General features: G+C 74.7%; 22 protein-coding genes. 9 read left to right on the top strand and 13 right to left on the bottom strand.

Annotated features, from left to right (window positions below; translation table 11 throughout):
• The first annotated feature begins 56 nt into the window (after positions 1-56).
• From WDV06_RS13400 to WDV06_RS13410, 3 genes are all read left to right on the top strand, one after another.
• Positions 57-1448, top strand: coding sequence for a serine-threonine protein kinase (locus WDV06_RS13400; RefSeq protein ID WP_395509923.1), 1392 nt, complete (start codon positions 57-59; stop codon positions 1446-1448).
• A 158-nt stretch (positions 1449-1606) separates the two neighbouring features.
• Positions 1607-2236, top strand: coding sequence for a hypothetical protein (locus WDV06_RS13405; RefSeq protein ID WP_395509924.1), 630 nt, complete (start codon positions 1607-1609; stop codon positions 2234-2236).
• The gene (locus WDV06_RS13410) at positions 2233-2979 is read left to right on the top strand and encodes a 3-keto-5-aminohexanoate cleavage protein (protein ID WP_395509925.1); all 747 of its coding nucleotides are present in this window, start codon (positions 2233-2235) and stop codon (positions 2977-2979) included. Before WDV06_RS13405 ends, WDV06_RS13410 begins: the two co-directional genes overlap by 4 nt.
• Positions 2980-3023: 44 nt before the next feature.
• On the opposite strand, the gene soxR is transcribed toward WDV06_RS13410, so the two are convergent.
• Complete coding sequence (gene soxR / locus WDV06_RS13415; protein WP_395509926.1) at positions 3024-3473, bottom strand: redox-sensitive transcriptional activator SoxR; 450 nt, start codon at positions 3471-3473, stop codon at positions 3024-3026.
• A gap of 119 nt (positions 3474-3592) precedes the next feature.
• Between soxR and WDV06_RS13420 the strand changes: the two genes are divergently transcribed.
• On the top strand, positions 3593-4054 hold the full coding sequence (locus WDV06_RS13420) for a MaoC family dehydratase (protein WP_395509927.1): 462 nt from the start codon (positions 3593-3595) through the stop codon (positions 4052-4054).
• On the opposite strand, the gene WDV06_RS13425 is transcribed toward WDV06_RS13420, so the two are convergent.
• Both WDV06_RS13425 and WDV06_RS13430 read right to left on the bottom strand, forming a co-directional pair.
• Positions 4045-4689 (bottom strand): TetR/AcrR family transcriptional regulator, encoded by a 645-nt coding sequence (locus tag WDV06_RS13425; protein ID WP_395509928.1) that lies wholly within the window; start codon positions 4687-4689, stop codon positions 4045-4047. The two genes, WDV06_RS13420 and WDV06_RS13425, sit on opposite strands and share 10 nt — an antisense overlap.
• An 83-nt stretch (positions 4690-4772) precedes the next feature.
• Complete coding sequence (locus tag WDV06_RS13430) at positions 4773-5927, bottom strand: acyl-CoA dehydrogenase family protein (protein WP_395509929.1); 1155 nt, start codon at positions 5925-5927, stop codon at positions 4773-4775.
• A 78-nt stretch (positions 5928-6005) separates the two neighbouring features.
• Here WDV06_RS13430 and WDV06_RS13435 point away from each other — a divergent pair, with 78 nt between their 5' ends.
• Entirely contained in the window at positions 6006-6671 is a 666-nt protein-coding gene (locus WDV06_RS13435; RefSeq protein WP_395509930.1) for a TetR/AcrR family transcriptional regulator, read from the top strand.
• Positions 6672-6805: 134 nt separating this feature from the next.
• Here WDV06_RS13435 and WDV06_RS13440 read toward each other — a convergent pair whose 3' ends face one another.
• The 8 genes from WDV06_RS13440 to WDV06_RS13475 form a co-directional block, all read right to left on the bottom strand.
• On the bottom strand, positions 6806-7885 hold the full coding sequence (locus WDV06_RS13440) for a Zn-dependent alcohol dehydrogenase (protein ID WP_395509931.1): 1080 nt from the start codon (positions 7883-7885) through the stop codon (positions 6806-6808).
• 86 nt (positions 7886-7971) lie between these two features.
• Positions 7972-9384 (bottom strand): aldehyde dehydrogenase family protein, encoded by a 1413-nt coding sequence (locus WDV06_RS13445; RefSeq protein ID WP_395509932.1) that lies wholly within the window; start codon positions 9382-9384, stop codon positions 7972-7974.
• Positions 9385-9489: 105 nt separating this feature from the next.
• Positions 9490-10962, bottom strand: a complete 1473-nt coding sequence (locus WDV06_RS13450; protein WP_395509933.1) for a CitMHS family transporter — start codon at positions 10960-10962, stop codon at positions 9490-9492.
• 73 nt (positions 10963-11035) lie between these two features.
• Positions 11036-13279: a molybdopterin oxidoreductase family protein gene (locus WDV06_RS13455; RefSeq protein WP_395509934.1), complete on the bottom strand. Its 2244-nt coding sequence runs from the start codon at positions 13277-13279 to the stop codon at positions 11036-11038.
• A gap of 131 nt (positions 13280-13410) precedes the next feature.
• On the bottom strand, positions 13411-14031 hold the full coding sequence (locus tag WDV06_RS13460) for a TetR/AcrR family transcriptional regulator (protein WP_395509935.1): 621 nt from the start codon (positions 14029-14031) through the stop codon (positions 13411-13413).
• A 20-nt stretch (positions 14032-14051) separates the two neighbouring features.
• Positions 14052-15356 carry a hypothetical protein gene (locus WDV06_RS13465; RefSeq protein WP_395509968.1) on the bottom strand — a complete coding sequence of 435 codons (1305 nt, stop codon included), beginning with the start codon at positions 15354-15356 and terminating at the stop codon, positions 14052-14054.
• An 86-nt stretch (positions 15357-15442) separates the two neighbouring features.
• Complete coding sequence (locus WDV06_RS13470) at positions 15443-16258, bottom strand: cupredoxin domain-containing protein (RefSeq protein WP_395509969.1); 816 nt, start codon at positions 16256-16258, stop codon at positions 15443-15445.
• 142 nt (positions 16259-16400) lie between these two features.
• On the bottom strand, positions 16401-18485 hold the full coding sequence (locus tag WDV06_RS13475; protein ID WP_395509936.1) for a right-handed parallel beta-helix repeat-containing protein: 2085 nt from the start codon (positions 18483-18485) through the stop codon (positions 16401-16403).
• Positions 18486-18620: 135 nt separating this feature from the next.
• On the opposite strand from WDV06_RS13475, the gene hmgA reads away from it, so the two are divergent.
• Positions 18621-19934, top strand: a complete 1314-nt coding sequence (gene hmgA, locus WDV06_RS13480) for a homogentisate 1,2-dioxygenase (RefSeq protein ID WP_395509937.1) — start codon at positions 18621-18623, stop codon at positions 19932-19934.
• A 72-nt stretch (positions 19935-20006) separates the two neighbouring features.
• Positions 20007-20756, top strand: coding sequence for a GntR family transcriptional regulator (locus tag WDV06_RS13485; RefSeq protein ID WP_395509938.1), 750 nt, complete (start codon positions 20007-20009; stop codon positions 20754-20756).
• 18 nt (positions 20757-20774) lie between these two features.
• Here WDV06_RS13485 and WDV06_RS13490 read toward each other — a convergent pair whose 3' ends face one another.
• Positions 20775-20945, bottom strand: a complete 171-nt coding sequence (locus WDV06_RS13490; protein WP_395509939.1) for a hypothetical protein — start codon at positions 20943-20945, stop codon at positions 20775-20777.
• Positions 20946-21110: 165 nt separating this feature from the next.
• On the opposite strand from WDV06_RS13490, the gene WDV06_RS13495 reads away from it, so the two are divergent.
• Positions 21111-22232, top strand: coding sequence for a type ISP restriction/modification enzyme (locus WDV06_RS13495; protein ID WP_395509970.1), 1122 nt, complete (start codon positions 21111-21113; stop codon positions 22230-22232).
• Between the two features lie 60 nt (positions 22233-22292).
• A complete protein-coding gene (locus WDV06_RS13500; protein WP_395509940.1) occupies positions 22293-23489 on the top strand; it encodes a CaiB/BaiF CoA transferase family protein in 1197 nt (398 codons plus the stop codon).
• A gap of 114 nt (positions 23490-23603) precedes the next feature.
• Here WDV06_RS13500 and WDV06_RS13505 read toward each other — a convergent pair whose 3' ends face one another.
• Positions 23604-23873, bottom strand: a complete 270-nt coding sequence (locus WDV06_RS13505; protein ID WP_395509941.1) for a hypothetical protein — start codon at positions 23871-23873, stop codon at positions 23604-23606.
• Positions 23874-24012 lie beyond the last annotated feature (139 nt).

A 24012-nucleotide genomic window follows, 5' to 3' on the forward strand; every position in this document is an offset into this window, starting at 1 on the left:
CAGCGGGATGCTGCGACCGACCCGGGCAGGCACGGCGCGCGCGGAAGGGGTACGTCATGACGGACGGCGGAGCGGGGATCGGGGTCGGGCCGTACCAGGAACTGACCTTCGACGCGCAGGGGGACGTGGACCCGGCCACGCGGGCCTCGGTGGCCCGGATGGAGGCCACCGACCTGCTGGTCTTCGCACACGGGTGGAACAGCGACCGCTCCGCGGCGACCCGGCTGTACGACCGCTTCTTCGCCCCGTTCCCGGGGCTGGTGGGGTCGGGGGTGCGGCTGGGATACGTGGGGGTGGTGTGGCCGTCGATCCGGTTCTCCGACGAGCCGATACCGGACTTCGATCCCCCCGGCGTGCTCGCGGAGGCGGAGGCGAGCCCCGCCCTGGACGCGGCGACCCGCACGGCGCTGGGCGCGTTCTGGCCCGGGCGGGAGGCGGAGCTGGACCGGATCGCGGCGCTGCTGGCTCGGCGGCCGGAGTCGGAGGCGGCGTTCGCCGAGTTCGCGGGGCTGGTACGGGAGCTCGTGGGGGCCGGTCCGGCGGCCCCGGCCGGAGCTGCGGCGATGGCGGACGGGACCGGGACGGCGCCGGGCGGGGGTCGGGCCCTCGGCGGTGGCGGGGTGCCGGACGTCTTCGCGCTGGACGCGGTGGCGGTGTGCCGTGCCCTGACCGCGGCCCTGGCGGAGGCGGGGGCCACGGCCGCAGACGGGGTGCGCGGGGGCGCCGCCCCCGGGGACGGGGTGCGCGGGGCCTGGACGGGACCGGGCTTCACGGCGGGCGACGGGCTGCGCGCCCTGTGGGGCGGCGCGAAGGAACTGCTGCGCCAGGCGACGTACTACGAGATGAAGAAGCGGGCCGGGGTGGTCGGTGAGCACGGGCTCGGACCGGTGCTCACCGACCTCGCGGCACGGCGGCCCGCCCTGCGCTTCCACCTCGTCGGGCACAGCTTCGGGGCGCGGGTGGTGTCGTTCTCCCTGCGCGCCGTGCCTGACGGGGCGCGCCACGTGAAGTCGCTGACGCTGCTCCAGGGAGCCTTCTCCCACTACGCGTTCAGTGAGCGGCTGCCCCACGACCCGGCGCGGGGCGGCGTCCTGCGCGGGCTCCAGCGGCGGGTGGACGGACCGGTGGTGGCCTGCCATTCCGCGCACGACTGCGCCCTCGGCGTGTTCTACCCGCTGGCCTCGCGGACGGCGGGCGATTCGGCCGGTCTGCTCGGCTTCGACGAACGGTGGGGCGCCGTCGGTCACGACGGGGTGCAGGCGGTGCCGGGCGCTCCGCGGCTGGCCCTGGACAGGGCCCTGAGCGGGGGACTGCCCGGATCCGGCTGCGTCAGCGTGGACGCGGGTTCCGTGGTCCGCCGCGGCGGTCCCCCGTCGGGGGCGCACAGCGACATCTGCCACGAGGAGCTGGCCCGGATCGTGGTCGCCGCGGGGCGCATGGGGCGCTGATTTCCGGCCATGTGCCACCCGTACGCCTCGACCGCCCCCGCATGCGCCCGTATCCCCTCGGGCATGTTGGGCACGTCGGGGCGGGTCGCTTCGTTCTACGCGGTGGCGCGGAGCGCGACGGACGGTAAGGGCAGGGGTACGGCGGAGGTGAAGGTACGGTGGCGGGTTTTCGGAGTCTGGCCTACCAGGTGCGCGACGCGCGCAACGACCGGGCCCTGCGGCGCCATTCGCTGCGCCGCTGCCTGGAGCGGTTCGCGCCCTACGGGCACCGGGCGACGTGGTGGCACCTGTGCGACCGGCACGGGATCGCCCCCGAGGACCGGGGCGCGGACCCGCTGCGGCTGGTCGCGGCGCTGGAGGAACTGGAGGACGCCCGGGCGGTCTGGCTGGAGTACGAGAGGCAGTTCGCGGCGCGGCGCAGACGGGAGAAGCACCACGGGGTGCGGCGGCCGGAGTGGGCCTGGGGCGGCAGCGGGGACGCCGTGGTGCGGTGCGCCGATCCGGGCGTACGGCCGGAGGGGACGCTCGGCGAGGTGCTGAGACGGCTGGTGCGGGCGCTGGAGTCGGAGCCGGGGACGGCGTGTCCGGTCTGCGGTGAGCGGGAGCTGCGCTGGCCGTCGCCGCTGTCGGGGCCGGCGGAGTGGGGCGGGGCCTGGGCGTGGGACGGGCCGGTGTGCGGGGGCTGCGGCATCGTGGTCCCGCGGCCGGCGCTGGCGGACACGGCGCCGGCGCACCGGGCGTCGGCGGAGGCCGGGGTGGGACACCGGGCGTCGGCGGACGCGGCGTGAGCGGGGCCGGGCGGGGGCCGGTGCTGCAGGTCGCGCTGAACGGGGCGCGGGGCGCGGGCGACGGGGCCGCGGTGCCGCTGTCCCCGGCGGATCTGGCGGAGTCGGCACTGGCGGCGGTCGCGGCCGGGGCGGGTGAGGTGCTGGTGCACCCCAGGACCCCGTGCGGGCGGGAGAGCCTCTCGCCCCGGGTGGTCGGGCCGTTGCTGACGGAGTTGCGCGGCGCGGGGGTCCGCGTACCCGTGGCGGTGCCGGCGGGTGTGGCGGCCGAGCCGGATCCGGCGGGCCGGCTGGAGCGGGTGCGGTCCTGGGCGGTGCTGCCGGACCGGGCGGTGGTGCCCTTCGCCGACCCGGGGGCGGAGGTGCTGGGGCGGGCCCTGCTGGAGCGCGGGGTGGCGGTGGACGCCGTGGTCCCGCTGGGCGGCGGGGCGGGTCCGGAGCCGCTGGCCCGGTTCCTGGCGTGGAGCCCGCCGGTACCGGGGCGGGTCCGGCTGGTGGCGGAGCTGGCGGAGGCCGATCCGGCGCTGGTGGCCGGGATGCGCTGGCTGCCGCCGGTGCCGCTGGTGCTGTACGGGCGTGACGGAGCGGCCTGGCCCGTACTGCGGCTGGCCGCGCGGTGCGGTGCGGGGGCGCGGACCGGCGTCGCCGAGGTGCTGTCCCTGCCCGACGGCCGGCCCGCACGCTCGAACGCCGAACTCGTCGCGGCGGCGCTCGGGTTGTGGGAGGAGGCGAGGGCCTCTCGTTGAAGTCCCGTCGCCGCGGGGGGCAGACGGGACGTTGACGAGGCGCTCTAGGACGAAAGCCGGGAGCCGGTGAGGTTCTCGCCGAAGGCGTCGTCCGGGTTGGACAGCGCGCAGTTCTTCAGCGAGAGGCAGCCGCAGCCGATGCAGTCGGACAAGTGGTCGCGCAACCGGGTGAGTGCCTTGATCCGCTGGTCGAGTTCCTCGCGCCAGTTCTCGGAGAGCCGTGCCCAGTCCTGCGGGGTGGGGGTGCGCTCCTCGGGCAGCTGGGCCAGTGCCTCGCGGATGCTGGCCAGCGGGATGCCCACGCGCTGGGCGGCGCGCACGAACGCGACCCGGCGCAGCGTCTCGCGGGTGTAGCGCCGCTGGTTGCCGGGGGTGCGGCGGCTGCTGATCAGGCCCTTGGTCTCGTAGAAGTGCAGTGCGGAGACGGCCGCTCCGCTGCGCGCGGACAGCTGTCCGACGGTGAGTTCGTGGACGTTTTCGTGAATCTGCGGCACGCGTCCGAGGGTAGTCGGAGGTCCGTTGACAGGCGTGCCCACCCCCCACCATGCTGAGCAAGCGCTTATTCATCTGCGGGGCCGGATGGCCGGACGCAGTGGGAGACAGGGGCAGGGGCATGGCCGAACCGAGGATCTTCACGTCCGCCGAGGAGCTGCGCGCCGCGATCGGCGAGCCGCTCGGGCCGAGCGGATGGCTGGAGGTGGACCAGAAGCGGATCGACCTCTTCGCCGACGCGACCGGCGACCACCAGTGGATCCACGTGGACCCCGAGCGGGCCGCCGCCGGTCCCTTCGGCACCACCATCGCGCACGGTTATCTGACGCTGTCCCTGCTGCCGAGCCTGGTGCCGCAGGTCATGCGGGTCGAGGGGATGCGCATGGGCATCAACTACGGTCTCGGGAAGGTGCGTTTCCCGGCCACCGTGCCGGTCGGCTCGCGGCTGCGCGCCACGGCCGTGATCACGGAGGTCACCGAGGCGGGCGGCGGCGTGCAGGTCGCCGCGACGGTGACGGTCGAGCGCGAGGGCGGCGAGAAGCCGGTGTGCGTGGCGGAGTCGCTGTCCCGCTACTACTTCTGAGGGAGGCCGGCGGCCGGGCGGGCGCCCACCATCCTCAGTACGAGGTCGGCGTAGAGCGCGCCGACCTCGTCGGGCGTGCGCCGGCCGTCCGCGTTGAACCAGCGGGCCACGTCGATGCACAGGGACAGTACGGCGAGGGTGGTGCCGGGGACGTCCGGGACGTCGAACTCCCCCGCACCCACGCCCTCGGAGAGGATCCGCCGCACGGCCGCGTCGCTGAGGCGGCGCAGGGCGATGATCTCGCCGCGGTGCTCGGGGGCGAGGGCGTCGAGTTCGTACTGGACCACGCGCGCGGTGGTGTGGTGCGCGGCGTGCCAGCGCACGAAGGACCGTACGGCGGCGTCGAGCCGCTCGGCCGCCGTCCCCGGGCCGGAGGCGGCGGTGTCCAGGATCTCCAGGGCCTTGTCGTGGCCGATGCGGCTGATCCGGTGGAGCAGCTCTTCCTTGGTCTTGTAGTGGATGTAGAGCGCGGCCGGGCTCATGCCGGCGCGGCCGGCGATGTCGCGGGTGGTGGTCGCGTGGTAGCCCCGCTCGGCGAAGGCCTCGACCGCGGCCACGAGCAGGCGCCGCGCGGCGTCCGGGGTGACCTCCGACCACGCCTGGTAGCCGTCGGTCGTCTCCGCCGCGCCGTCCATCGCTCACCTCTCCGCCCTGTAGGAATGGAACAGCTTACCGGAGGGTGAGCAAGCGCTTAGGAAGCCCGCCGCCGGGGCGGCCCTCAGAAGGCCGAGACGCCGGTGCGGGCTCGGCCGATGAGCAGCTTCTGGATCTGGCTGGTGCCCTCGTAGAGGGTCATGACGCGGGCGTCGCGCAGCAGTTTCCCGGCCGGGTACTCGTCGACGTAGCCGTAGCCGCCGTGCACCTGGAGGGCGTTGGAAGCGGCGCGCACGGCGGCCTCGGAGGCGAACAGCTTGGCGGTGGAGGCCTCGGTGGCGAAGGGCCGTCCGCGGTCGATCAGGTCGGCGACCCGCCAGGTGAGCAGCCGGGCGGCGTCCACGTCGACCGAGATGTCGGCGATCAGCTCCTGGACCAGCTGGTGGTGGGCGATCGGCTTGCCGAACTGCTCGCGCTGCCCGGCGTAGGAGACGGCCGCGTCCAGGGCCGCCTGGGCGATGCCGACGCAGCCGGCGGCCACCGACATCCGGCCCTTGGCGAGGGCGGACATGGCGACGGAGAAGCCCTTGCCCTCCGGGCCGAGCATCGCGGAGGCGGGGACGCGCACGCCGTCGAGGGCGAGTTCGGCGGTGGCCTGGCCGCGCAGACCCAGTTTGCCGCGGACCTCGCGGCGGGTCAGGCCGGGGCTGTCGGCGGGGACGAGGAAGGCGGAGATCCCGCGGTGGCCCGGGTCGGCGGGGTCGGTCCGGGCGAACAGCAGGACCAGGTCGGCCCAGGTCCCGTTGGTGATGAACATCTTGCTGCCGGTGATGACGTACGCGTCCCCGTCGCGCACGGCGCGGGTGGTGAGGGCGGCGGCGTCGGAGCCGGTGCCGGGCTCGGTCAGGCCGAAGCAGCCGAGGGCCTCGCCGGAGCAGAGGCGGGGCAGCCAGGCGCGCTTCTGCTCCTCGGTCCCCCAGGCGGCGAGGGTCTTGGCGACCAGGCCGAGGGAGACGGAGACGATGCCGCGCACGGCGGAGTCCCCGTGGCCGAGCTCCTCGGTGACCAGGGCGTAGGAGAGGTGGTCGCCGCCGGAGCCGCCGTACTCCTCGGGGACGGTCAGGCCGAGGAAGCCGAGGTCCCCGAGCTTTTTGACGATCGACCGGTCCACGCCCTCGGCCCGGTCCCATGCGGCGGCGTACGGGGCCACCTCGCGGTCGGTGAACGCGCGGGCGAGCCGGCGTACGGCCTCCTGCTCCTCGCTGAGCTCCAGGTTCACGGGGTCCCTCCGGGGCGTGGGGCGGCACCGTAACTAGCAGCGCTAGTTTATGGCGGGGCAGGGCCTACTATGTGGCGCATGGCCAGACCGCGCAAGCCCCTCCTCAGCAGAGACCGCATCGTCGAGGCGGCGGGCGAGCTGGTGGACGCGGAGGGGCTGGAGGCCGTCTCGACGCGGCGGCTGGCGGCCGCGCTCGGGGTGAGCGGCCCGTCGCTCTACAACCACTTCCGGACGAAGGACGCGATCCTGGAGGCGGTCGCGGACGCGGTGAGCGCACGGGTCGACCTGTCGATGTTCGACGCCGCGCGGGCCGGGGCCGACGCGGACTGGCGGGGGGCGCTGCACGCCTGGGCCCACTCCTACCGGGACGCCCTGGCCGACCACCCGAACATCGTCCCGGTCCTGGCGCGGGGCCCGGGCCGGCGGCCGGCGGGGCTCCGGCTGGCGGACGCGGTCTTCGGGGCCATGACGGCGGCGGGCTGGCCCCCGGCCCACGCGACCCGGATCGGCGCCCTGATGCGGTACTTCATCCTGGGCTCGGCGGTGGCCTCCTTCGCCCAGGGTTTCGTGGACGACGAGACGGCGTACGACCCGTCGGACTACCCGCACCTGGGCCAGGCCCACCTCCTGGCGGACCGCCGGCACGAGGTCGACGAGGGCGCCTTCGAAACGGGCCTGACGGCCCTCCTGGACGGCCTGACCCTCCAGTACGAGTCCCTCCACCCCGCAACCCCGCCCCCGTAGCACGGGCGCTTGAGGCGGGGGGCAGGGGCGGAGTCCCTGGAAGCGGAGGAGGGGCGGGGCGGGGAGCGGCTCCGCGCAGCGGCACCGGCCCCGGGCCCGCCCCTACCGCACCGGCAGCGGCACCGGCACCGGTCCTAGAACACCACCAGGGAGCGCCCGCCCTTGCCGGCGACCATCGCCTCGAACGCGCCCGCGATCCCGTCCAGCCCGATCCGCTCGGTGACCATCGCCCCCAGTTCCAGCCGCCCCGCCCGCACGTGCTCGGCGATCACCGGAAGATCCCGGGCAGGGTCGCTGTTCCCGTACACGCACCCGCTGAGGGTCCGCGCGAAGTGGAAGATCTCCAGCGCGTGGAACCCGACCCGCTGCTCCTTCCCCCCGATCCCGACGACCGTCGTCCGCCCGCCGCGCCGCGTCGACTCCCAGGCCGCCCGGATGGTCTCCGCCCGCCCGACGCACTCGACGGCGACGTCCGCCCCCCGCCCGCCCGTCAGCGCACGGACCTCCTTGGCGGTGGTGTCGGAGGCCAGGACGAACCCGGTGGCCCCGGCGGCCCGCGCCAGCTCCTCCTTGGCCGGGGAGACGTCGACGGCCACGACCGGCCCCGCTCCCGCGATCCGCGCCGCCTGGAGCGCGGCCAGGCCGACCCCGCCGACGCCGAACACCGCCACCGACTCCCCGGGACGGACCTGCGCGCTGTGGTGCACGGCCCCGTACCCGGTCAGCACCGCGCAGCCGAGCAGCGCCGCCTCCTGGAGCGGGATCCCGGCGGGCGCGGGCAGCACGCAGTTCGCCGCGACGACGGTCTCCTCGGCGAACGCGGCGACGTTCAGCCCGGGGTGCAGCTCCACGCCCTCGGCGTCATGGGCGTAGACCGCCCCGACCCCGGACAGGGCCTTCTCGCAGAGCCACACCTCACCGATCCGGCAGTGGTGGCACTCCCCGCAGGACGGCGCCCAGTTGAGCACCACGCCGTCGCCCGGGGCGACGTGGGTCACGCCCTCCCCTACGGAGAGGACCGTCCCGGCGCCCTCGTGGCCGAGGACGGCGGGAACGGGCACCCGCATGGTGCCGTCGGTGAGGGACAGGTCGGAGTGGCAGACCCCGGCGGCGGCGAGCCGCACCCGGACCTGTCCGGGGCCGGGATCGGGCAGCACGATCTCCCGGATCTCCAGCGGTGCTCCGACGGCGGGCAGGATGGCGGCGCGGACCATGGTCGTCGTCTCCGTGGCGTGTCGTGGACGGGTTCGGGCGGGCTCGGGCCCGCTCGGGCGCAGGCGCCCGGGGCGGTCGGGAGCGGTCAGAACTGCAGGGACTTGGTCTGGAGGTACTCCCCCAGGCCGTGCGGGCCCAGCTCACGGCCCACGCCCGACTGCTTGTAGCCGCCGAAGGGCGCGAGCACGTTGAAGCGTCCGCCGTTGATGTCCACCTGTCCGGTGTCCATGCGGCGCGCGAACGCCACGGCCGTCTCGGTGTCCGCCGCCCAGACCGCGCCGCCCAGACCGTAGACGGTGCCGTTCGCGATGCGCAGGGCGTCGTCCTCGTCCTCGTAGGACAGGATCGCCAGGACGGGGCCGAAGATCTCCTCCTGGGCGATGGTCATGTCGGGCGTGACGTCGGCGAAGACGGTCGGCGCGACGAAGTACCCGCGCTCGTGCGGGGCGTCGGGGCCGCCCGCGACGAGGCGCGCGCCTTCCTCGACGCCCTTGGCGATGTATCCCCGCACCCGGTCGCGCTGGCCGGCGTTGACGACCGGCCCGAGACGGGTGCCCGGCTCGCGGGGGTCGCCCGAGGGGTACTTGGCCACGGCGGCGGCCGCGAGGGCGACGGCCTCCTCGTACTGGTCCCGGTGGACGAGCATGCGGGTGAGCGCGTTGCAGCTCTGGCCGGTGTTGTTCATGACGTGCCCGACGCCCGCCGCGACGGCCTTGGCCAGGTCGGCCCCGGGCAGGATGACGTTCGCCGACTTGCCGCCGAGTTCGAGGGCGACGCGCTTGACGGCGGCGCCGGCGATGGCGCCGATCTTCCGGCCGACGGCGGTCGAGCCGGTGAAGGAGACGAGGTCGACTCCTTCGTGCTCGGCCAGCGCCTGACCCGCGACCGGGCCGGTACCGGTCACCAGGTTGAAGACTCCGGCCGGGATGCCCGCCTCGTGCACGGCTTCGGCGAAGAGCTGTGCGGTCAGCGGGGTGTCCTCGGCCGGCTTGAGGACGACGGTGCAGCCGGCGGCGAGAGCGGGTGCCACCTTGGCAACGACCTGGTGCAACGGATAGTTCCAGGGCGTGATGGCCCCGACCACGCCGACGGGCTCCAGGAACACCGTGGAGTTCCCGAGCCGTTCCTCGAAGGTGTACGAGGCGGCGAGCTCGGCGTAGGAGGAGGCCACCGCGATCGGCGCGCCGACGTGCACGGCCTCGGCGAAGCCGAGCGGGGAGCCGAGTTCGGCGGTGACCGTCTCGGCGATCTCGCCCTTGCGGGCGACGAGCACGTCCCGCAGGGCGCCGATCAGCGCCGCGCGCTCGGCAGGCGGGGTGGCCGCCCATCCCGGGAAGGCGGCCCGGGCTGCGCGCACGGCCGCGTCCACGTCCTCGGCCGTGCCGGCCGGGACGCCGGCGATGACCCGCTCGTCCGCGGGATTGACGACCTCGATGCGGTCGGGTCCGGCGGCGGGCCGCCACTCCCCGCCGATGTACATCCCGTCGTGGGCCTTCATCGCATTCCTCCCGGGCAGGCACCAGCGCGTGGACGCGCTGACTGACGTCGCCGACACCCTACAAACTAGCGTCGGTAGTTTTCGGACGGCCAGGGGGTGCGGCGGTCAGATGATGCCGAAAAGCATCCCCGCCCCGAGGACCACGAGGGAGGTGAGGGCCGCCCACTTGACGGTGAACCGGGTGTGGTCGCCGAACTCGACCCGCGCCATGCCCACGAGGACGTAGACGGCCGGAACCAGCGGGCTGGACATGTGCAGAGCCTGCCCGACCAGGGAGGCGCGGGCGATTTCCAGCGGGGCGACGCCGTGGGCGGCGCCCGCCTCGGCCAGGACCGGCAGCACGCCGAAGTAGAAGCCGTCGTTCGACATGAAGTAGGTGAGCGGCAGGCTCAGCAGGCCGGTGACCAGGGCCATGTGCGGGCCCATGCCGTCGGGGATGGCGCCGACGAGCCAGTCGGCCATGTGCTTGACCATGCCGGTGCCGGAGAGGACACCGGTGAAGACGGCGGCGGCGAAGACCATGCCGGCGACGTTGAGCACGTTGTCGGCGTGGGCGGCGATCCGGGCCTTCTGGTCGGGCATGTGCGGGAAGTTCACCGTCAGGGCGAGGGCGGCGCCCAGCAGGAACAGCACCGGGATCGGCAGCAGCTCCATGATCATCGCGGTGAGCAGGGCGGCGGTGAGGGCGGCGTTGAACCAGTAGAGGCGGGGGCGCAGGGTCGGGCGGTGGGGGTCCAGCCCCTGGATCTCCCCGGGAGCGGGCGCGGGCGCCTCGGAGCCGGCGTCGGGTACGGGGGCCTCGGCGCCGGGCACCTCGGAGCCGGGGGCCGCCTCCGCGTCCGGGCCGGCCCCGCTCCCCGCGCCGGCCGTACGGGAGCCCACGGCGGCCTGCTTCGCGGCGGACGCGGCGGCGACGAGGGGTGCGGGCTCGCGCTGCTCCGCCTCCTCGCCGGGCATCACCAGGGAGCCGACCCGGCGGCGCTCGCGGACGCCCAGGACGTAGGCCAGGACGAACACGAAGACCAGGCCGGCGGCCAGGGCCGGGATCATCGGGACGAAGATGTCGGCGGCGTCCAGCTTGAGCGCCGTGGCGGCGCGGGCGGTGGGGCCGCCCCAGGGCAGGGTGTTCATGACCCCGTTGGCGGTCGCGGCGACCCCGGTCATGACCACCAGGCTCAGGCCGAGCCGCTTGTAGAGCGGGTACATGGCCGAGACCGTGATCATGAAGGTGGTCGATCCGTCCCCGTCCAGCGAGACGATCGCCGCGAGGACCGCGGTGCCGACCACCACCCGCACGGGGTCGGCCTTGCAGAACCGCAGGATGCCGCGGACGACCGGGTCGAAGAGGCCGACGTCGATCATCACGCCGAAGTAGACGATGGCGAACATCAGCATCGCGGCGGTCGGCGCGAGCTTGCCGACGCCGTCGATGACGTAGTCCCCCAGGTGCGCGCCCTTGCCGGCGAACACGCAGAACAGCGCGGGGATGAGGACGAGCGCCGCGATGGGCGACATTTTCTTCAGCATGATCAGGACCAGGAAGGTCGCGATCATGGCGAAGCCGAGGAAGGTCAGCATGCAGGGAAGGTAGGTGCCGCCTCCTGGGGCCAACAAGACGTCCGGGCGTGAGCAATACGAGCAAAACCCCAGCTCAGGGCAGGGGTGTCAGGGTGACGGGGAAACCGTTGAGCACGGCGGTGCCCGACAGCGGATCGAGGCGGCTGCCGTCGAGGAGCTGGTTCACGTTGGCCCCCGGTGCGGCGCCGGCCACCGTGAGCCGGGTGCCCTCGCGGTCGTGGCCCCAGCCGTGCGGGAGGCTGACCACTCCGGTGCGGACGGTGTCGGTGACCTCCACGGGGACGTCCAGGCTGCCGCCGTCGGCGGTGACCCTGGCCCGGCCGCCGTCGGCGAGGCCGAGACGCTCGGCGTCCTGGGGGTGGACCTGGAGGGTGCAGCGGTTGGAACCTCCGACCAGGGCCGGGACGTTGTGCAACCAGCTGTTGTTGGACCGCAGGTGGCGGCGGCCCACGAGCACCAGGGCGGCGGGGCGGTCGGCGAGCGCCGCGCGCAGCCGGGGCAGCTCGGCCGCGATCGGGTCCGGCAGCAGCTCGATCCTGCCGCTGCGGGTCTTCAGCAGTCCCGGGAGCCGGGGCCGCAGCGAACCCAGGTCGATGCCGTGCGGGTGCGCGAGGAGCCGCTCCAGGCTGAGCCCGTCCTGGACCGCGTCCGCGCCGGCGGCGCCGAACAGGTCCCCGTACGGGCCGAGTCGGAGCATCAGGTCGAGCCTGCGCTCGGGGCCGCTCGCGCCGGTCAGCAGCCCCGCGAGGCGGGCCGGGTCGGCTCCGTGCAGGGGGGACTGCCGGTCGGCTGTCTCCTTGGCGAGGGCTGCCGTGATCGCCATCTCGTCGACGGCCGTCGGCTCGGCGGAACCGTGCATGCCGGAGACGGCCAGGACGAGGCGGGCGAGGATCTCGCACTCGTCGAGCCGGCCCGCCTCCAGGGGGACGGCTGCCCGGGTGTAGCGGACCTGGTTGCGGATGGCGAACCCGTTGAAGGCGAAGTCGTGGTGGGCGCTCTGCGAGGGCGGCGGCGGGGGCAGCACGACGTGGGCGTGGCGGGAGGTCTCGTTCAGGTAGGGGTCGACGCTGACCATGAAATCGAGCCCGGCCAGGGCGGCGTCGAGCCGCCGGCCGTCGGGGGTGGACAGCACGGGGTTGGCCGCGACGGAGATCAGGGCGCGGATGCGCCCCTCCCCCGGCGTCTCGATCTCCTCGGCCAGGGCGGACATGGGGAGTTCGCTCTTGACCTCGGGGTGCCCGCTGACCCTGCTGTGCCAGCGGCCCAGGGCGAACCCCCTGCCGGGCCCGGCGGGGCGGGGCCGCGGGCCGGTGGCGGAGAGCGGGAAGAGGGCCCCGCCGGGCCGGTCGAGGTTCCCGGTGAGGACGTTCAGGACGTCGACCAGCCAGCTGGCCAGCGTCCCGTACTCGACGGTGCAGCTGCCGATCCGCCCGTAGACGGCTGCGGTCGGCGAGGCCGCGAGATCCCGGGCGAGGGTGCGGATCTCCTCGGCCGGCAGGTCGCAGGCGGGGGCGACGGCCTCGGGAGTGAAACTCCCGAGCGCGGCGGGGAGTTCCCCGAGTCCGTCCAGGTGCTCCCCGAGGGCGCCGGGGTCGGCGAGCTTCTCCTCCAGGAGGGTGTGCGCGAGCGCCGCCAGGAGGAGGGCGTCGCTGCCGGGGCGCGGGGCGAGGTGCCGGTCGGCGAGCCGGGCGGTGCGGGTGCGGCGCGGGTCGACGACGACGAGCGTGCCGCCCCGGGCCCGCAGGGCCTTGAGCCGGCCGGGGAAGTCGGGGGCGGTGCACAGGGATCCGTTGGACTCGACGGGGTTGGCACCGATGAGCAGGAGGAAGTCCGTGCGGTCCAGGTCGGGCACCGGGATGGCGAAGGGGTCGCCGAACAGGAGCCCGCTGGAGACGTGTTTGGGCATCTGGTCGAGGGTGCTGGCGGTGAAGAGGTTGCGGGTGCCGAGGGCGCCGAGGAGGAGGGGCGGGTAGAGGGCGCCGGCCATGGTGTGGGTGTTGGGGTTGCCGAGGACGACGCCCACGGACTGGGCTCCGTGGGCGCGGACGAGGGCGGGCACGGCGGCGGCGACGGCCTCGTACGCCTCGTCCCAGCCGGCTTCGCACAGCCGTCCGTCACGGCGGACGAGGGGGGTGCGCAGCCGGTCGGGGTCGGCGTCGAGGGCTCCGAAGGCGGCGCCCTTGGGGCAGATGAAGCCGCGGCTGAAGACGTCGTCGCGGTCGCCGCGGGCGCCGGTGACGGTCGTGCCCTCGATGGTGAGGGTGAGGCCGCAGGTGGCTTCGCAGAGGGGGCAGATACGCGGGGCGGTGCGGGGCATGGGCCCTCCCGGGGGCGGCAGGCGGCGGCACGGGCGCGGGCCTGCGGGTTCCGCCGCGCGGAGCGGGCCCCGCGGGCGCCCTGAGCATACCGACCGGTAGGGACGGAGGGGAGGGGGTCGGGGCGGCCGGGTCAGTCCAGGACGCGGGCCAGGTAGGCGTGCATCATCGCCCGGGTCTCGTCGATGATCCCCGGGTCCCCGGCCGGGTCCGCCCGGAAGGCCAGCTGCACCAGGGCGTCGGTCGCCTCGACCGCCACCAGGACCGCGCGCGCCAGGGCCGGGTCGGGGGTGAGGCCGAGGTGGGCGCACAGGAGCTCGGTGAGACGGTCCGCGACCTGGTGGTTGGGATCGGCGGCGGGCCCTTCGGCGGGGGGTGCGGGGACCCCGAAGTCGACGAGGGCGAAGCCGGGGACGGTCCGCTTCATGGCCAGGTACTCGTCGAGCACCGCGTCGACGACGGGCCGCCAGTGGGTGGCGGGGAGGGCGGCGAGGCGCGCGTGGACGCCCTCCGCGTACCGGTCGAGGTTGCGCTGGGCCAGGGCGGCGGCCATGGCCCGCTTGTTGCCGAAGAAGCGGTAGACCGAGCCGATGGGGACGCCGGCGCGCACGGCGACGGCGCGGGTGCTGAGGTTCTCGTAGCCGGTCTCGTCGAGGAGTTCTGCGCAGGCGTCGAGGATGCGGGCGAGGCGGTCGGCGCTGCGCTGCTGGACGGGGGCCCGGCGCAGGGGGTGGGCGGGAGGCACGGGATCCATCATGCCCTTCCCGGCGGCGCTCAGTTCAGGAGGAGGGTGAGCCCGCCGATGGTGTACGTGATCATCAGCGCGAGGAGCGGCAGTTGTCCGGCGACGGCCTTCGCGGGCGGGAAGAGACGTACGGAGCGGTCGTGCGCGGCGATCACTCCGAGTACGTGACCGGCGACGACGGCGATCACCTGGAGGGCGGCGAGGGCGCCGGGACCCAAGGGGGGACTGGGATCGGGGGCGTTGTCAGTACCGAGTGCCATGCTTACTGTGCGTGGTCCTTCGGTGACGAGGAGGGAGAGGTAATGGGCGATGAGATAGCCGAGGGCGATCGGTACGAGTGAGTGCGCGAAGGCGGTCAGCGGGCGGGGGTGCGGCCCGCTGACGAGGCGGGTGGCCCCCGCGCACAGGCAGTACAGGGTGGCGACGAGGGCGATGGAAGCGAGCAGTCCGAGCGTGGCCGTGGGGGTGCGGCCGAGGGAGGAGGTCTGAGTGGCGTCGATCCATGAGGGGTCGTCGGAGTAGCCGTCGTAGGCGGTGGATCCGAGCAGGACGCAGACGGTGGCGACGAGTCCGGGCCGCTCGGGCGTCGCGTCGAGTCCGTGGAAGGGGTTGCGCAGGACGAGCCGGCCGTCGTCACGGCGGCCGAGGGGGGAGAGCCGGGAGAGGAGGTCGGAGTAGGCCTCGAAGGCGTCGGCGGCGGTGAACCAGTCCTCGCCGAAGCGGGCGGCGAGCAGCAGGTGAACGGCGGCGTAGCAGGCGAGGGCGGTCAGGAGCGAGGTGGTGGAGGCGGGATCGGGCGAAACGAGTTCGAGCCAGGTGAAGGCGAACAGCCCTGCGGCGGCGGGCCATTGGCCGAGTGCGGGCGGCAGGGGGCGGCCGGCTCCCGGCGGGCGGCGGCGGGCCCGGCTGAGGAGGCGGTGCAGGGTGCGGAGCGGGTTGAGCAGGCGCCAGACGGGGCCGAGGAGGAGGGAGGCGGGCACGAGTCCGACCCACAGGAGGACGTAGACGGCGCCCGGAGCGGGGTTGCGGGCGGGGTCGTCGGGACCGAGGAGGAGGTGGAGGAGTACGGCGAGGGCTGCGGCGAGACCCAGTCCGCGCAGGGCGGTGCGGGTGGCCGGCGCGTCGGCCGCCCGCTGGAGCCCGGCGGGCAGGGCGAGTCCGGAGCGGTTGCCGCGGAAGCGGGACGCGGACCAGAGGAGGCCGAGCGCGAGGAAGGAGACGAACAGCGCGGCGAAGGCGCCGGCGAAGGCGTAGAAGGGCGAGATCGGCAGGTCGTGCCGGGAGCCGATCCCGTGCGCGAGGAGGGCCGACGGGTCGGCCGGGTGGAGGACCACGCCCTGGCCGGCCCCGTGGCCGGGAGCCGCGCCCGGCCAGCCCCCGCCGGATTGACCGCCCGGGAGGGCGGGCGCGGGGCGGGGGGTCATCGGACGAGGAGCTGGGTCAGGACGAGCCGGGACGCGTGGGTCTCGACCTCGAAGAGACCGGTGCGGTCGGCCGTCAGGACCAGGGTGGCCTCCTGGCCCGCCGGCAGGGCGAGTTCCTCGTCGTAGCCGTGGACGTGCAGGGTGTCGGCGCGGTCGCTGGTGACGCGCAGGGCGATCCGTTCGCCGCGCTTGAGCTCGGTGCGGGCGGGGGGCGGGGACACCTTGCCGTCCCGGACGGTGAGGGTGACGGTCCGGTCGGCGGCGGGTGTCTGCGGGGGCTCCGGGGAGCCGGTCGGGGCGGGTGCGGGGTGGCTGTGGGGGTCCTGGCCCGGGGGGCCCGCCGTCAGCTGCACCGTCGCCTCGACGGGTTTCCCGGCGACTGCCCAGGCCGTGTGGTCGTCCGCGTAGAGGCGGGCGGTCAGGGTGTGCGGGCCCTCGGGCACCTGCGCCGCGGGCAGGTGGAACCAGGGGCCGTACAGGCGGGCCAGCTTGCGGCCGTCCAGCTCCAGGTGGGCGTGGCCGGCGCCGGGGAGGGCGGCGCCGCCGGTGCTGTCGGGGGTGAAGCGGAAGCCGGTCACGGCCAGCTGGAGGTTCCAGCCGTCCTCGGAGTCGGGGCGGACGGTGAGCCGCACCTGGGGGGCGCCCTGGGCGGGGACCTCGCGCAGGCGGTGCCCGCTGCCGTCCCGGGTGTCGAGCAGGGTGCCCGCCTCGCCGGAGGCCTGTTCGTGGGTGGTGCCGGGTTTGTGGTGGGTGGTGGCGCGGCCGCCGCAGCCGGCGGCGCCACCGGTGAGCAGGAGGAGGAGCGCCACCAGGGCGGCCGTCCGGGCGCGGCGGCGGCGCGGGCGGTCCCGGCGGGCGGCGGCCCGGCAGGAGTCGCACGGAACGTGGGGCTCGGCGGGGTCGGTCACTGCGTGTCTCCGGGGGTCGGACGGATCGGGCCGGCGGGATGCCCGGTCATGCGCCGTTGGCCGGGGCCGGGGTGGGGACCGGGGCGTGGGCGCCGGGCCGGGGGTCGGTGGGGGCGGGGGGTGTGGGGCGGGCGGAGGCGATGGCCGCCCACAGGACCCACACCACGGCGACCAGGCCGCGGATCCAGGCGGGGCTGAGGGGGATCCACGGGATCATCAGGACGGCCTTGTCGAAGGCGTCGAGCAGGGTCAGGGCGCCGAGGAGGAGGGTGATGCGGGCCGGCCACGGCCGTTCGGGGCGCAGGGCCAGGCCGGTGCCGGTCCACCACAGCCCGAGCAGGAGGAGGGCGAGGGCGGGGACCGGGGTGTGTTCCAGGGACATCGTGGAGCCGGCGACGTCCAGGGCCAGGCCGGCCAGCCCCAGCAGGGCGGCCGCCGTGCCCAGCCGGGAGCGGCGCAGGCGGCGCCCCCACAGGACTCCGCCGACCAGCAGCAGGACCGCGGCCACCGCCAGGGCGATCTGGGTCTCCACCCGCTCCAGGCCCCGCGCCCCGTACCAGTCGCAGCCGGCCGGGAGCCTGCGGGCCTGGACGTTGTAGTCGGCGCAGACCAGCAGCTGGGTCAGCTTCACCGGCTCGCCCACGAGCCGGGCCGATGCGCCGCTGACCCGGCCCGGCTCCTTCCCGCACTGCGGGAGCGTGCCCGGGGTGGAGCCGTCGGGGCCGTCCTGCCAGCAGTTCCCGCGGCCCTGGCCGTCCCACCAGACGTCGCTGCCGTTGGGTCGGGAAGCGCCGGAGCGGTCCTTGCCGAGGACGTTGTCCGCGTAGCGGTTGTGGTGGGAGGTGTCGGCCTGCCTGGACCACTTCTCCTCGCCGCGGATGAACGCCGGCACCGCGCTGAGGAAGAACCCGGCGCGCCGGTGCCCGTAGACCCAGTTGCCCTCGTAGACGTTCCAGTTGCCGCCCGCGGTGATGATGCCGGTGCCCGGCGGCATGGAGATCTGCGGGCAGACCACGCCCTGCTCGTAGCCGCGGGCGGCGGGCGGTCGGGCGCAGGTGCCGTCCGCGACGTAGTGGTAGTAGTCGGCGTTGTTGTCGTGGATCAGGTTCCGCTCGAAGCGGGCGTGGTTCTGCGGGAGGCCGGGGTGGCCGGGGAAGGCGCTGTCCATCGAGGCGCCGCCCATGTTCTGGTCGAACTCGTTGTCGTGGACGTACACGGAGTCCCCGGCGGTGCCGGAGTAGCCGACCATGTTGTGGTGGCTGCGGCAGCCGGTGATCTCGATGGAGTAGCGGGGCACGTCGTAGCCGCGGCCGTCGTTGATGTTCGAGGCGCTGCCGGGGTAGATGCCCGAGTCGCCGTTGCCGTAGGACTCGCAGTTCTTGTAGAGCCCGTGGTCGCTGGCGAAGGTCAGGAAGCCGTACTCGTCGTTCCAGCGGGTCAGGACGTCGTCGATGACGAAGCCGTCGGCCGCGAGCACGTAAAGGGAGTTGAAGGTCGTGCGCTGCGCGGTGAAGTTGCGGAAGTAGATGCCGTCGGAGCCGTCGGCGCGGATGGCGTTGAGCTTCTGGTACTTGGCGTCGATGACCACGTCCGTGCGGGCGGCGCCGGTGCCCTCGATCTGGAGGTCCTTCTTGCCGAGGATCGCGACGAGGTTCTGGTTGTGGCGGCAGCGCACCTGCTGCTCGTAGGACAGGATCTGGTAGCCGAGCGCCGAGTCGGGGGCCTTGAGGTGCGCGCACTCCCCCGCGGGCTTGGGGAGCGAGGGCTCCTCCTCGTAGAGGCCGGGGAGGACCGCGATGTTCACGCCCGGCCGGTCGACGGCGTCCACGGCGTCCTGGAGGTGGCGGTAGCCGCCCGTCTGGCAGCGCTCGTACAGGGCGAGGTTGCGCTGTCTGAGCGGCTCGGGGAAGGCCGCGGTGCGGCGTTCGAAGTCGGCCCGGTCGGTCTTGCAGACCAGCAGGTCGGGCTCGGCGGCGCGGTAGCGCGGCACGGATCCGCGGCCGTCGGGGAGGGCGACGGGGCGCTCCTCGTGCGCGCGGGCGGCGGGCGCGGCGGCGAGGAGGGACAGGAGCGCGAGGAGGGCGGCGAGGAGCGCCGCCGGCACGGCAGGGAACCTGCGGGTCCACGACATGCGCGAGAGAGTAGAGCAATGTTCATCTTTTTGGATCCCCCCGTGCGCGCCCTGGCCGGAAACACGGCGTTGACGTGCGGGTCGCGGAATCCTACTGTCGAGCATAGGATTCCTTCGACGGAGCGGGAGCAGCCCATGAGTGAGCAGGCCAGGAAGACGGCGCAGACGCTGGAGTACCTCACCGGCTTCGGCAACGAGCACAGCTCGGAGGCCGTGCCCGGCGCCCTGCCGCTCGGCCGCAACTCCCCTCAGCGCGCCGCCCTCGGCCTCTACGCCGAGCAGCTCAGCGGCAGCGCCTTCACCGAGCCCCGCCGCCACAACCGCCGCTCCTGGCTCTACCGGATCCGCCCCTCCGCCGCGCACCCGGCCTTCACCCGCGTCGACAACGGCGCCCTGCGCACCGGCCCCTTCACCGAGACCGTCCCGGACCCCAACCGGCTGCGCTGGAACCCGCTGCCCGACCCGGCGCCCGGCACCGACTTCCTGGCCGGCCTGTGGACCCTCGGCGGCAACGGCGACGCCACCCAGCGCACCGGCATGGCCGTCCACCTCTACTCCGCCAACGCCGACATGACCGACCGGGTGTTCAGCGACTCGGACGGCGAGCTGCTGATCGTCCCCGAGCGCGGCGGCCTGCTGCTGCGCACCGAGCTCGGCCTGCTGTCCGCCGGCCCCGGCGAGGTGGCACTGATCCCGCGCGGCGTCCGCTTCCGCGTCGAGCTCCTGGACGGCGACGCCCGCGGCTACGTCTGCGAGAACTACGGCCGGCCCTTCGAGCTGCCGGACCTGGGCCCGATCGGCGCCAACGGCCTCGCCGCCGCCCGCGACTTCCGGGCGCCGGTCGCCGCGTACGAGGACTCCGAGCGGCCGACCGAGGTGGTCAACAAGTTCTGCGGCAACCTCTGGGCCGCGACCTACGACCACTCCCCGCTCGACGTGGTGGCCTGGCACGGCACGCACGTCCCGTACGTCTACGACCTGCGGAAGTTCAACGTCATCGGGTCCATCAGCTACGACCACCCGGACCCGTCCATCTTCACGGTCCTGACCTCGCCCTCCGACACCCCGGGGCTGGCGGGCGTGGACTTCGTGGTCTTCGCCCCGCGCTGGCTGGTCGGCGAGGATACCTTCCGGCCGCCGTACTTCCACCGGAACGTGATGAGCGAGTACATGGGCCTGATCGAGGGCGCCTACGACGCCAAGGCCGAGGGCTTCGTCCCCGGAGGAGGCTCGCTGCACAACATGATGTCCGCGCACGGACCGGACCGGGAGACCTTCGACCGGGCCAGCGCCGCCGAGCTCAAGCCCCAGAAGATCGACGACGGCCTGGCCTTCATGTTCGAGACCCGCTGGCCGATCACCGCCACCGCCCAGGCGGCCGGCGCCGACCACCTCCAGCGGGGATACGACGATGTCTGGCAGGGGCTGGAGCGGCACTTCCGCGCCTAGTATTCCCCCTGCCACCGCACCGCCCCGCCTGCCGCCCCGCCCCGGGGCGCCAGCCCGTACGGAGAACCACCCGTGACCGCCTTCGCACCCGACTCGCTGGTACTGAACCGGAAGCTGCCGCTCTGGTACCAGGTGTCACAGTCGCTGCGCGCCTCGATACTGGGCCGTGCCCCGGACGCCTCGCTGCGCCTGCCGACCGAGGAGCAGCTCGCCGAGCACTACGGCGTGAGCGTGCTGACGATGCGCCAGGCGCTCAAGGAGCTGGAGGGCGAAGGCCTCATCAGCAGGCACCGGCGGCGGGGCACCTTCATCGAGCCGGGGGCCCGGCGCAGCGCCCCGGTGCGGCTGCTCGGCTCGGTCGACACGATCGTGGCCCAGCAGTCGGGCGAGGCCACGACGGTCCTCGGCCACGAGCGGACGCCGGTGTCCGGGGAGCTGCTGGAGCACTTCCCGGACCTGCCGGAGGTGGTCACGTACCGCCGCCTGCGGCGTGACGGCAGCAGCGGGGAGCCGACGAACTGGGCCGAGAACGCGGTGCGCCCCGAGCTCGCCGACGCGGTGGACCTCGCCGACCTGGAACGCTGGCCGATGACCAAGGTGCTGCGCGACGTGGTCGGCGTGCGCATCAGCCGGATCACGGACACCGTCGAGGCGCGGCTGGCCGACCCGGAGACGGCCGAACTGCTCCGGGTGCCGCTGCTGAGCCCGATCCTGCACTACACGGGCGTGACGTATGGGGAGGACGGGCGGGTGGTCGACGTGGCCCGGATCCGGTACCGGGGCGACCGCTTCTCCTTCACGGTCACCGTCGACGCGCCCTGAGCGGGCCCCGGGAACGCCCTACCTCCGCTGTTCGTTCTCCTCGGTGAGGCGCTCGCCCTCGGCCTGCGAGGGCGTGGTGCGCATCGTCTGGGGGTGGTGCCGCTGCTCCCGCTGCTTCTCGTCCATGTCCTCGTCGAGCCGTTCGCCCTCGGCCTGCGAGGGGGTCGAATACTCGTCGTACTGACTCATGGCCGACTCCTCGGTCGGTGCGGATCCCACGCGTACGCAGGTGACGGACGCGTACGGACGCCTACACAAGGAGCGTAACGCTTCGGCCGGGACACGGCCCGGCCCCGGCCGCCCGTCGCTACCATCTGCCGGGTGAGCGACGACGTACCGCTGCTGGACGATCTGATGCCGTGGGCCGTGAGCGGCCTGCGCCTGGGCCGCGCCTGGGTCGCGGCCCCCGATCCGGCCACGCTGCGCGCCCGCTGGGCGGCCCTGACGGGGGCCGAAGGACCGGAGCGCGAGAAGCTGTTCCGGCCCAGCCGGATCCGCACGCCCTCCGCCGGCGCCGCCGCCCTGCCGGGGCAGCGTTCGGCCACCGCCCGCTTCGCCGACGACCCCGGCCCCTTCCCGGATCCCGTACGGGTGCTCCGCGCGCCCTTCGACGAGCAGTGGCTGCTCCCCGACCAGCGGCTCATCGACGCGGCCCGGCCCGAGCTGTGGCGGGTCCTGGACGGGCAGCAGCTGTTCCTGCTGGAGGCACCCGGCCTGCTGGTCACCCCGCACCTCCCGGCGGGCCGGCTCGGCCGGATCCGCCCGCTGCACCGGCGGCCGGGCGGCGCCGAGCCCAACCTCGCGCCGGGCCTGGCCGCGCTGCTGGGCGGCCGCTACGGCGGCTGGATCACCCCGGAGGACGTGCTGTGCTGGATCCTCGCCGCCGGCCGCCCCGGGCCGCGCGGGTACGAGGTGCCGCTCGCCGCCGACCCCGGGCGCTGGCGGGCCGGGGTGGAGCTGGGCCACCGGCTGCTCACCGTCCAGCTGCGCGGGGCGCGCGGCGGGGAGCCGCCCCGGCTCCCGGGCGGGCGGCGGCCGTACGTCCGGGCTGCGGTCACGGCCTGGCCGCGGGAGCTCGGCTACGACCCGGAGACCGAGACGCTGGCCATCGGTGACGGGACCGTCTCCCCCGTGCCCGCCGGGGCCTGGGCGTACGAGGCGCAGGGCGTGCCGGTGCTGGAGTCCTGGTTCGCCGCCCGGAGCGCGCACCGGGAGCCGGAGGCGCGGGGGCTGGAGGGTTTCGGGCCGGCCGAGTGGCCGCAGGCCTGGACCTCGGAGCTGCTCGCCCTGGTGACGACCCTGTCGCTGCTCGCCGATCTGGCCCCGGAGCGGGCGGAGTTCACCCCCGGCCCGCTGCTGCCGGCCGCCGAGCTGGAGGCCGCCGGAGTGCTGCCGCCGCCGCGCTGGTCCCGCCGCCCGGCCTCGGTCCTGGACCACCAGGAGGAGGGCCCGGGCGGCCAGTTCGCCCTGCTCTGAGCCCCGTCCGCAGCGGTGGGGGGGGTGACAGATCCCGGCCGCACCCGGTAGGCAGGGCCCATGACCACCGAACCCCTCCCCCTCGCCGGGCTCACCGTCGTCGCCGTCGAACAGGCCGTCTCCGCTCCCTTCGCCACCCGCCAGCTCGCCGACCTCGGAGCCAGGGTGATCAAGGTGGAACGGCCCGACGGCGGCGACTTCGCGCGCGGCTACGACACCGCCGCCCGGGGCCTGGCCTCGCATTTCGTCTGGGCCAACCGGGGCAAGGAGTCCCTCGCGCTGGACCTGAAGGACCCGCGGGGGCTGGAGGTGCTGCACGCCCTGCTCGCCGGCGCCGACGTGTTCGTGCAGAACCTCGCGCAGGGGGCCGCCGCCCGGCTGGGCATCGACGCGGCCACGCTGTGCGCCCGCTACCCGCGGCTGGTCGCCGTGGACGTCTCCGGCTACGGCCGGGGCGGCCCGTACGCCCACAAGCGGGCCTACGACATGCTCGTGCAGTGCGAGGCGGGGCTGGTGTCGGTGACGGGGACCCCGGAGCGGCCCGTGAAGGCGGGGATCCCGGCCGCCGACATCGCGGCCGCCATGTACGCCTTCTCGGGGGTGCTCGCGGCGCTGCTGCGGCGCGGGACCACGGGGCGCGGCGGACCGGTGGAGATCTCGATGCTGGAGTCGCTCGCCGAATGGATGGGGCATCCGCTGCACCACACCATGCACGGCGGGGAGCAGCCCGTACGGACGGGCCTGGCGCACGCGGTGATCGCACCGTACGACGCGTACGCGACGGCCGACGGGGACCGGGTCCTGCTGTCGGTCCAGAACGACCGCGAGTGGCGGCGGCTGGCCCGCGAGGTGCTGGAGCGGCCGGAGCTGGCCGACGACCCGCGGTACGCGACCAACGCGGCCCGTACGCGGGGGCGGGAGGACACCGACGCGGTGGTGGCCGGGGCGCTCGGCAAGCTGGGGGCCGACGAGGCGGTGGAGCGGCTGGAGGCGGCCGGCATCGCCTGCGCGCGGCTCAACTCGGTGGCCCAGCTGGCCGCACATCCGCAGCTGGCGGCACGGGACCGCTGGCGGGAGGTGGACTCGCCGGCGGGCCCGCTGCGGGCGCTGCTGCCGCCGATCGGGCTGCCGGGGGGAGCGGAGGCGCGGATGGGAGCGGTGCCCGCGCTCGGCGAGCACACCGACTCCCTGCTGCGCGCCCTGGGGACGTCGGACGAGCGGATCGCGGAACTGCGCGGGGACGGTGTGATCGCCTGAGGCCGGGGCGCCGGGGAGCCGGCGCAGCGTACGCCGGAGGGCGCCGGGGAGGAGACGGGGCCGGGTGCAGCCGGACGGGGCCGGCTGCGCTACGGGGACGGTCGTCGGGGACGGTCAGGAGCGACGGCTGCCGAAGAGGGTGCGCCGCAGCCTGCGCAGCGGTGCGAACAGCGCGACGCGCGCGCTGCGGCTCCGCTGGACGTGGGTGTGGTCGCGGGAGGTGAGTTCCCGCATCAGCAGGGTCGCCTCGGCCACTTCGTGGCGCGGGGCGGCGGGTCCGCCCAGCACGGCGAGGTGGCGGTCGAGGCGCGAGCTGACCGCGCTGCTCCCGCAGGTGATGGCAGGCACGCGGGGCGGCCTGCTGCGCATTGCTATCTGTTCCATGTCTCTCCCCACCCGTACGAGGGCACCCGGCCCGGGCAGGGTAACCCTATCGCCTGCGCAATGTCCTCGGGTATCCCGGTGGTGTGAATTACCCCTGTGAGTACGGGTAGTTGACGATTACTCAGCGAAGTCACCCGTC

The sequence above is a fragment of the Streptomyces racemochromogenes genome, from assembly GCF_044129415.1.
Classification (GTDB): Bacteria; Actinomycetota; Actinomycetes; order Streptomycetales; family Streptomycetaceae; genus Streptomyces; species Streptomyces racemochromogenes_A.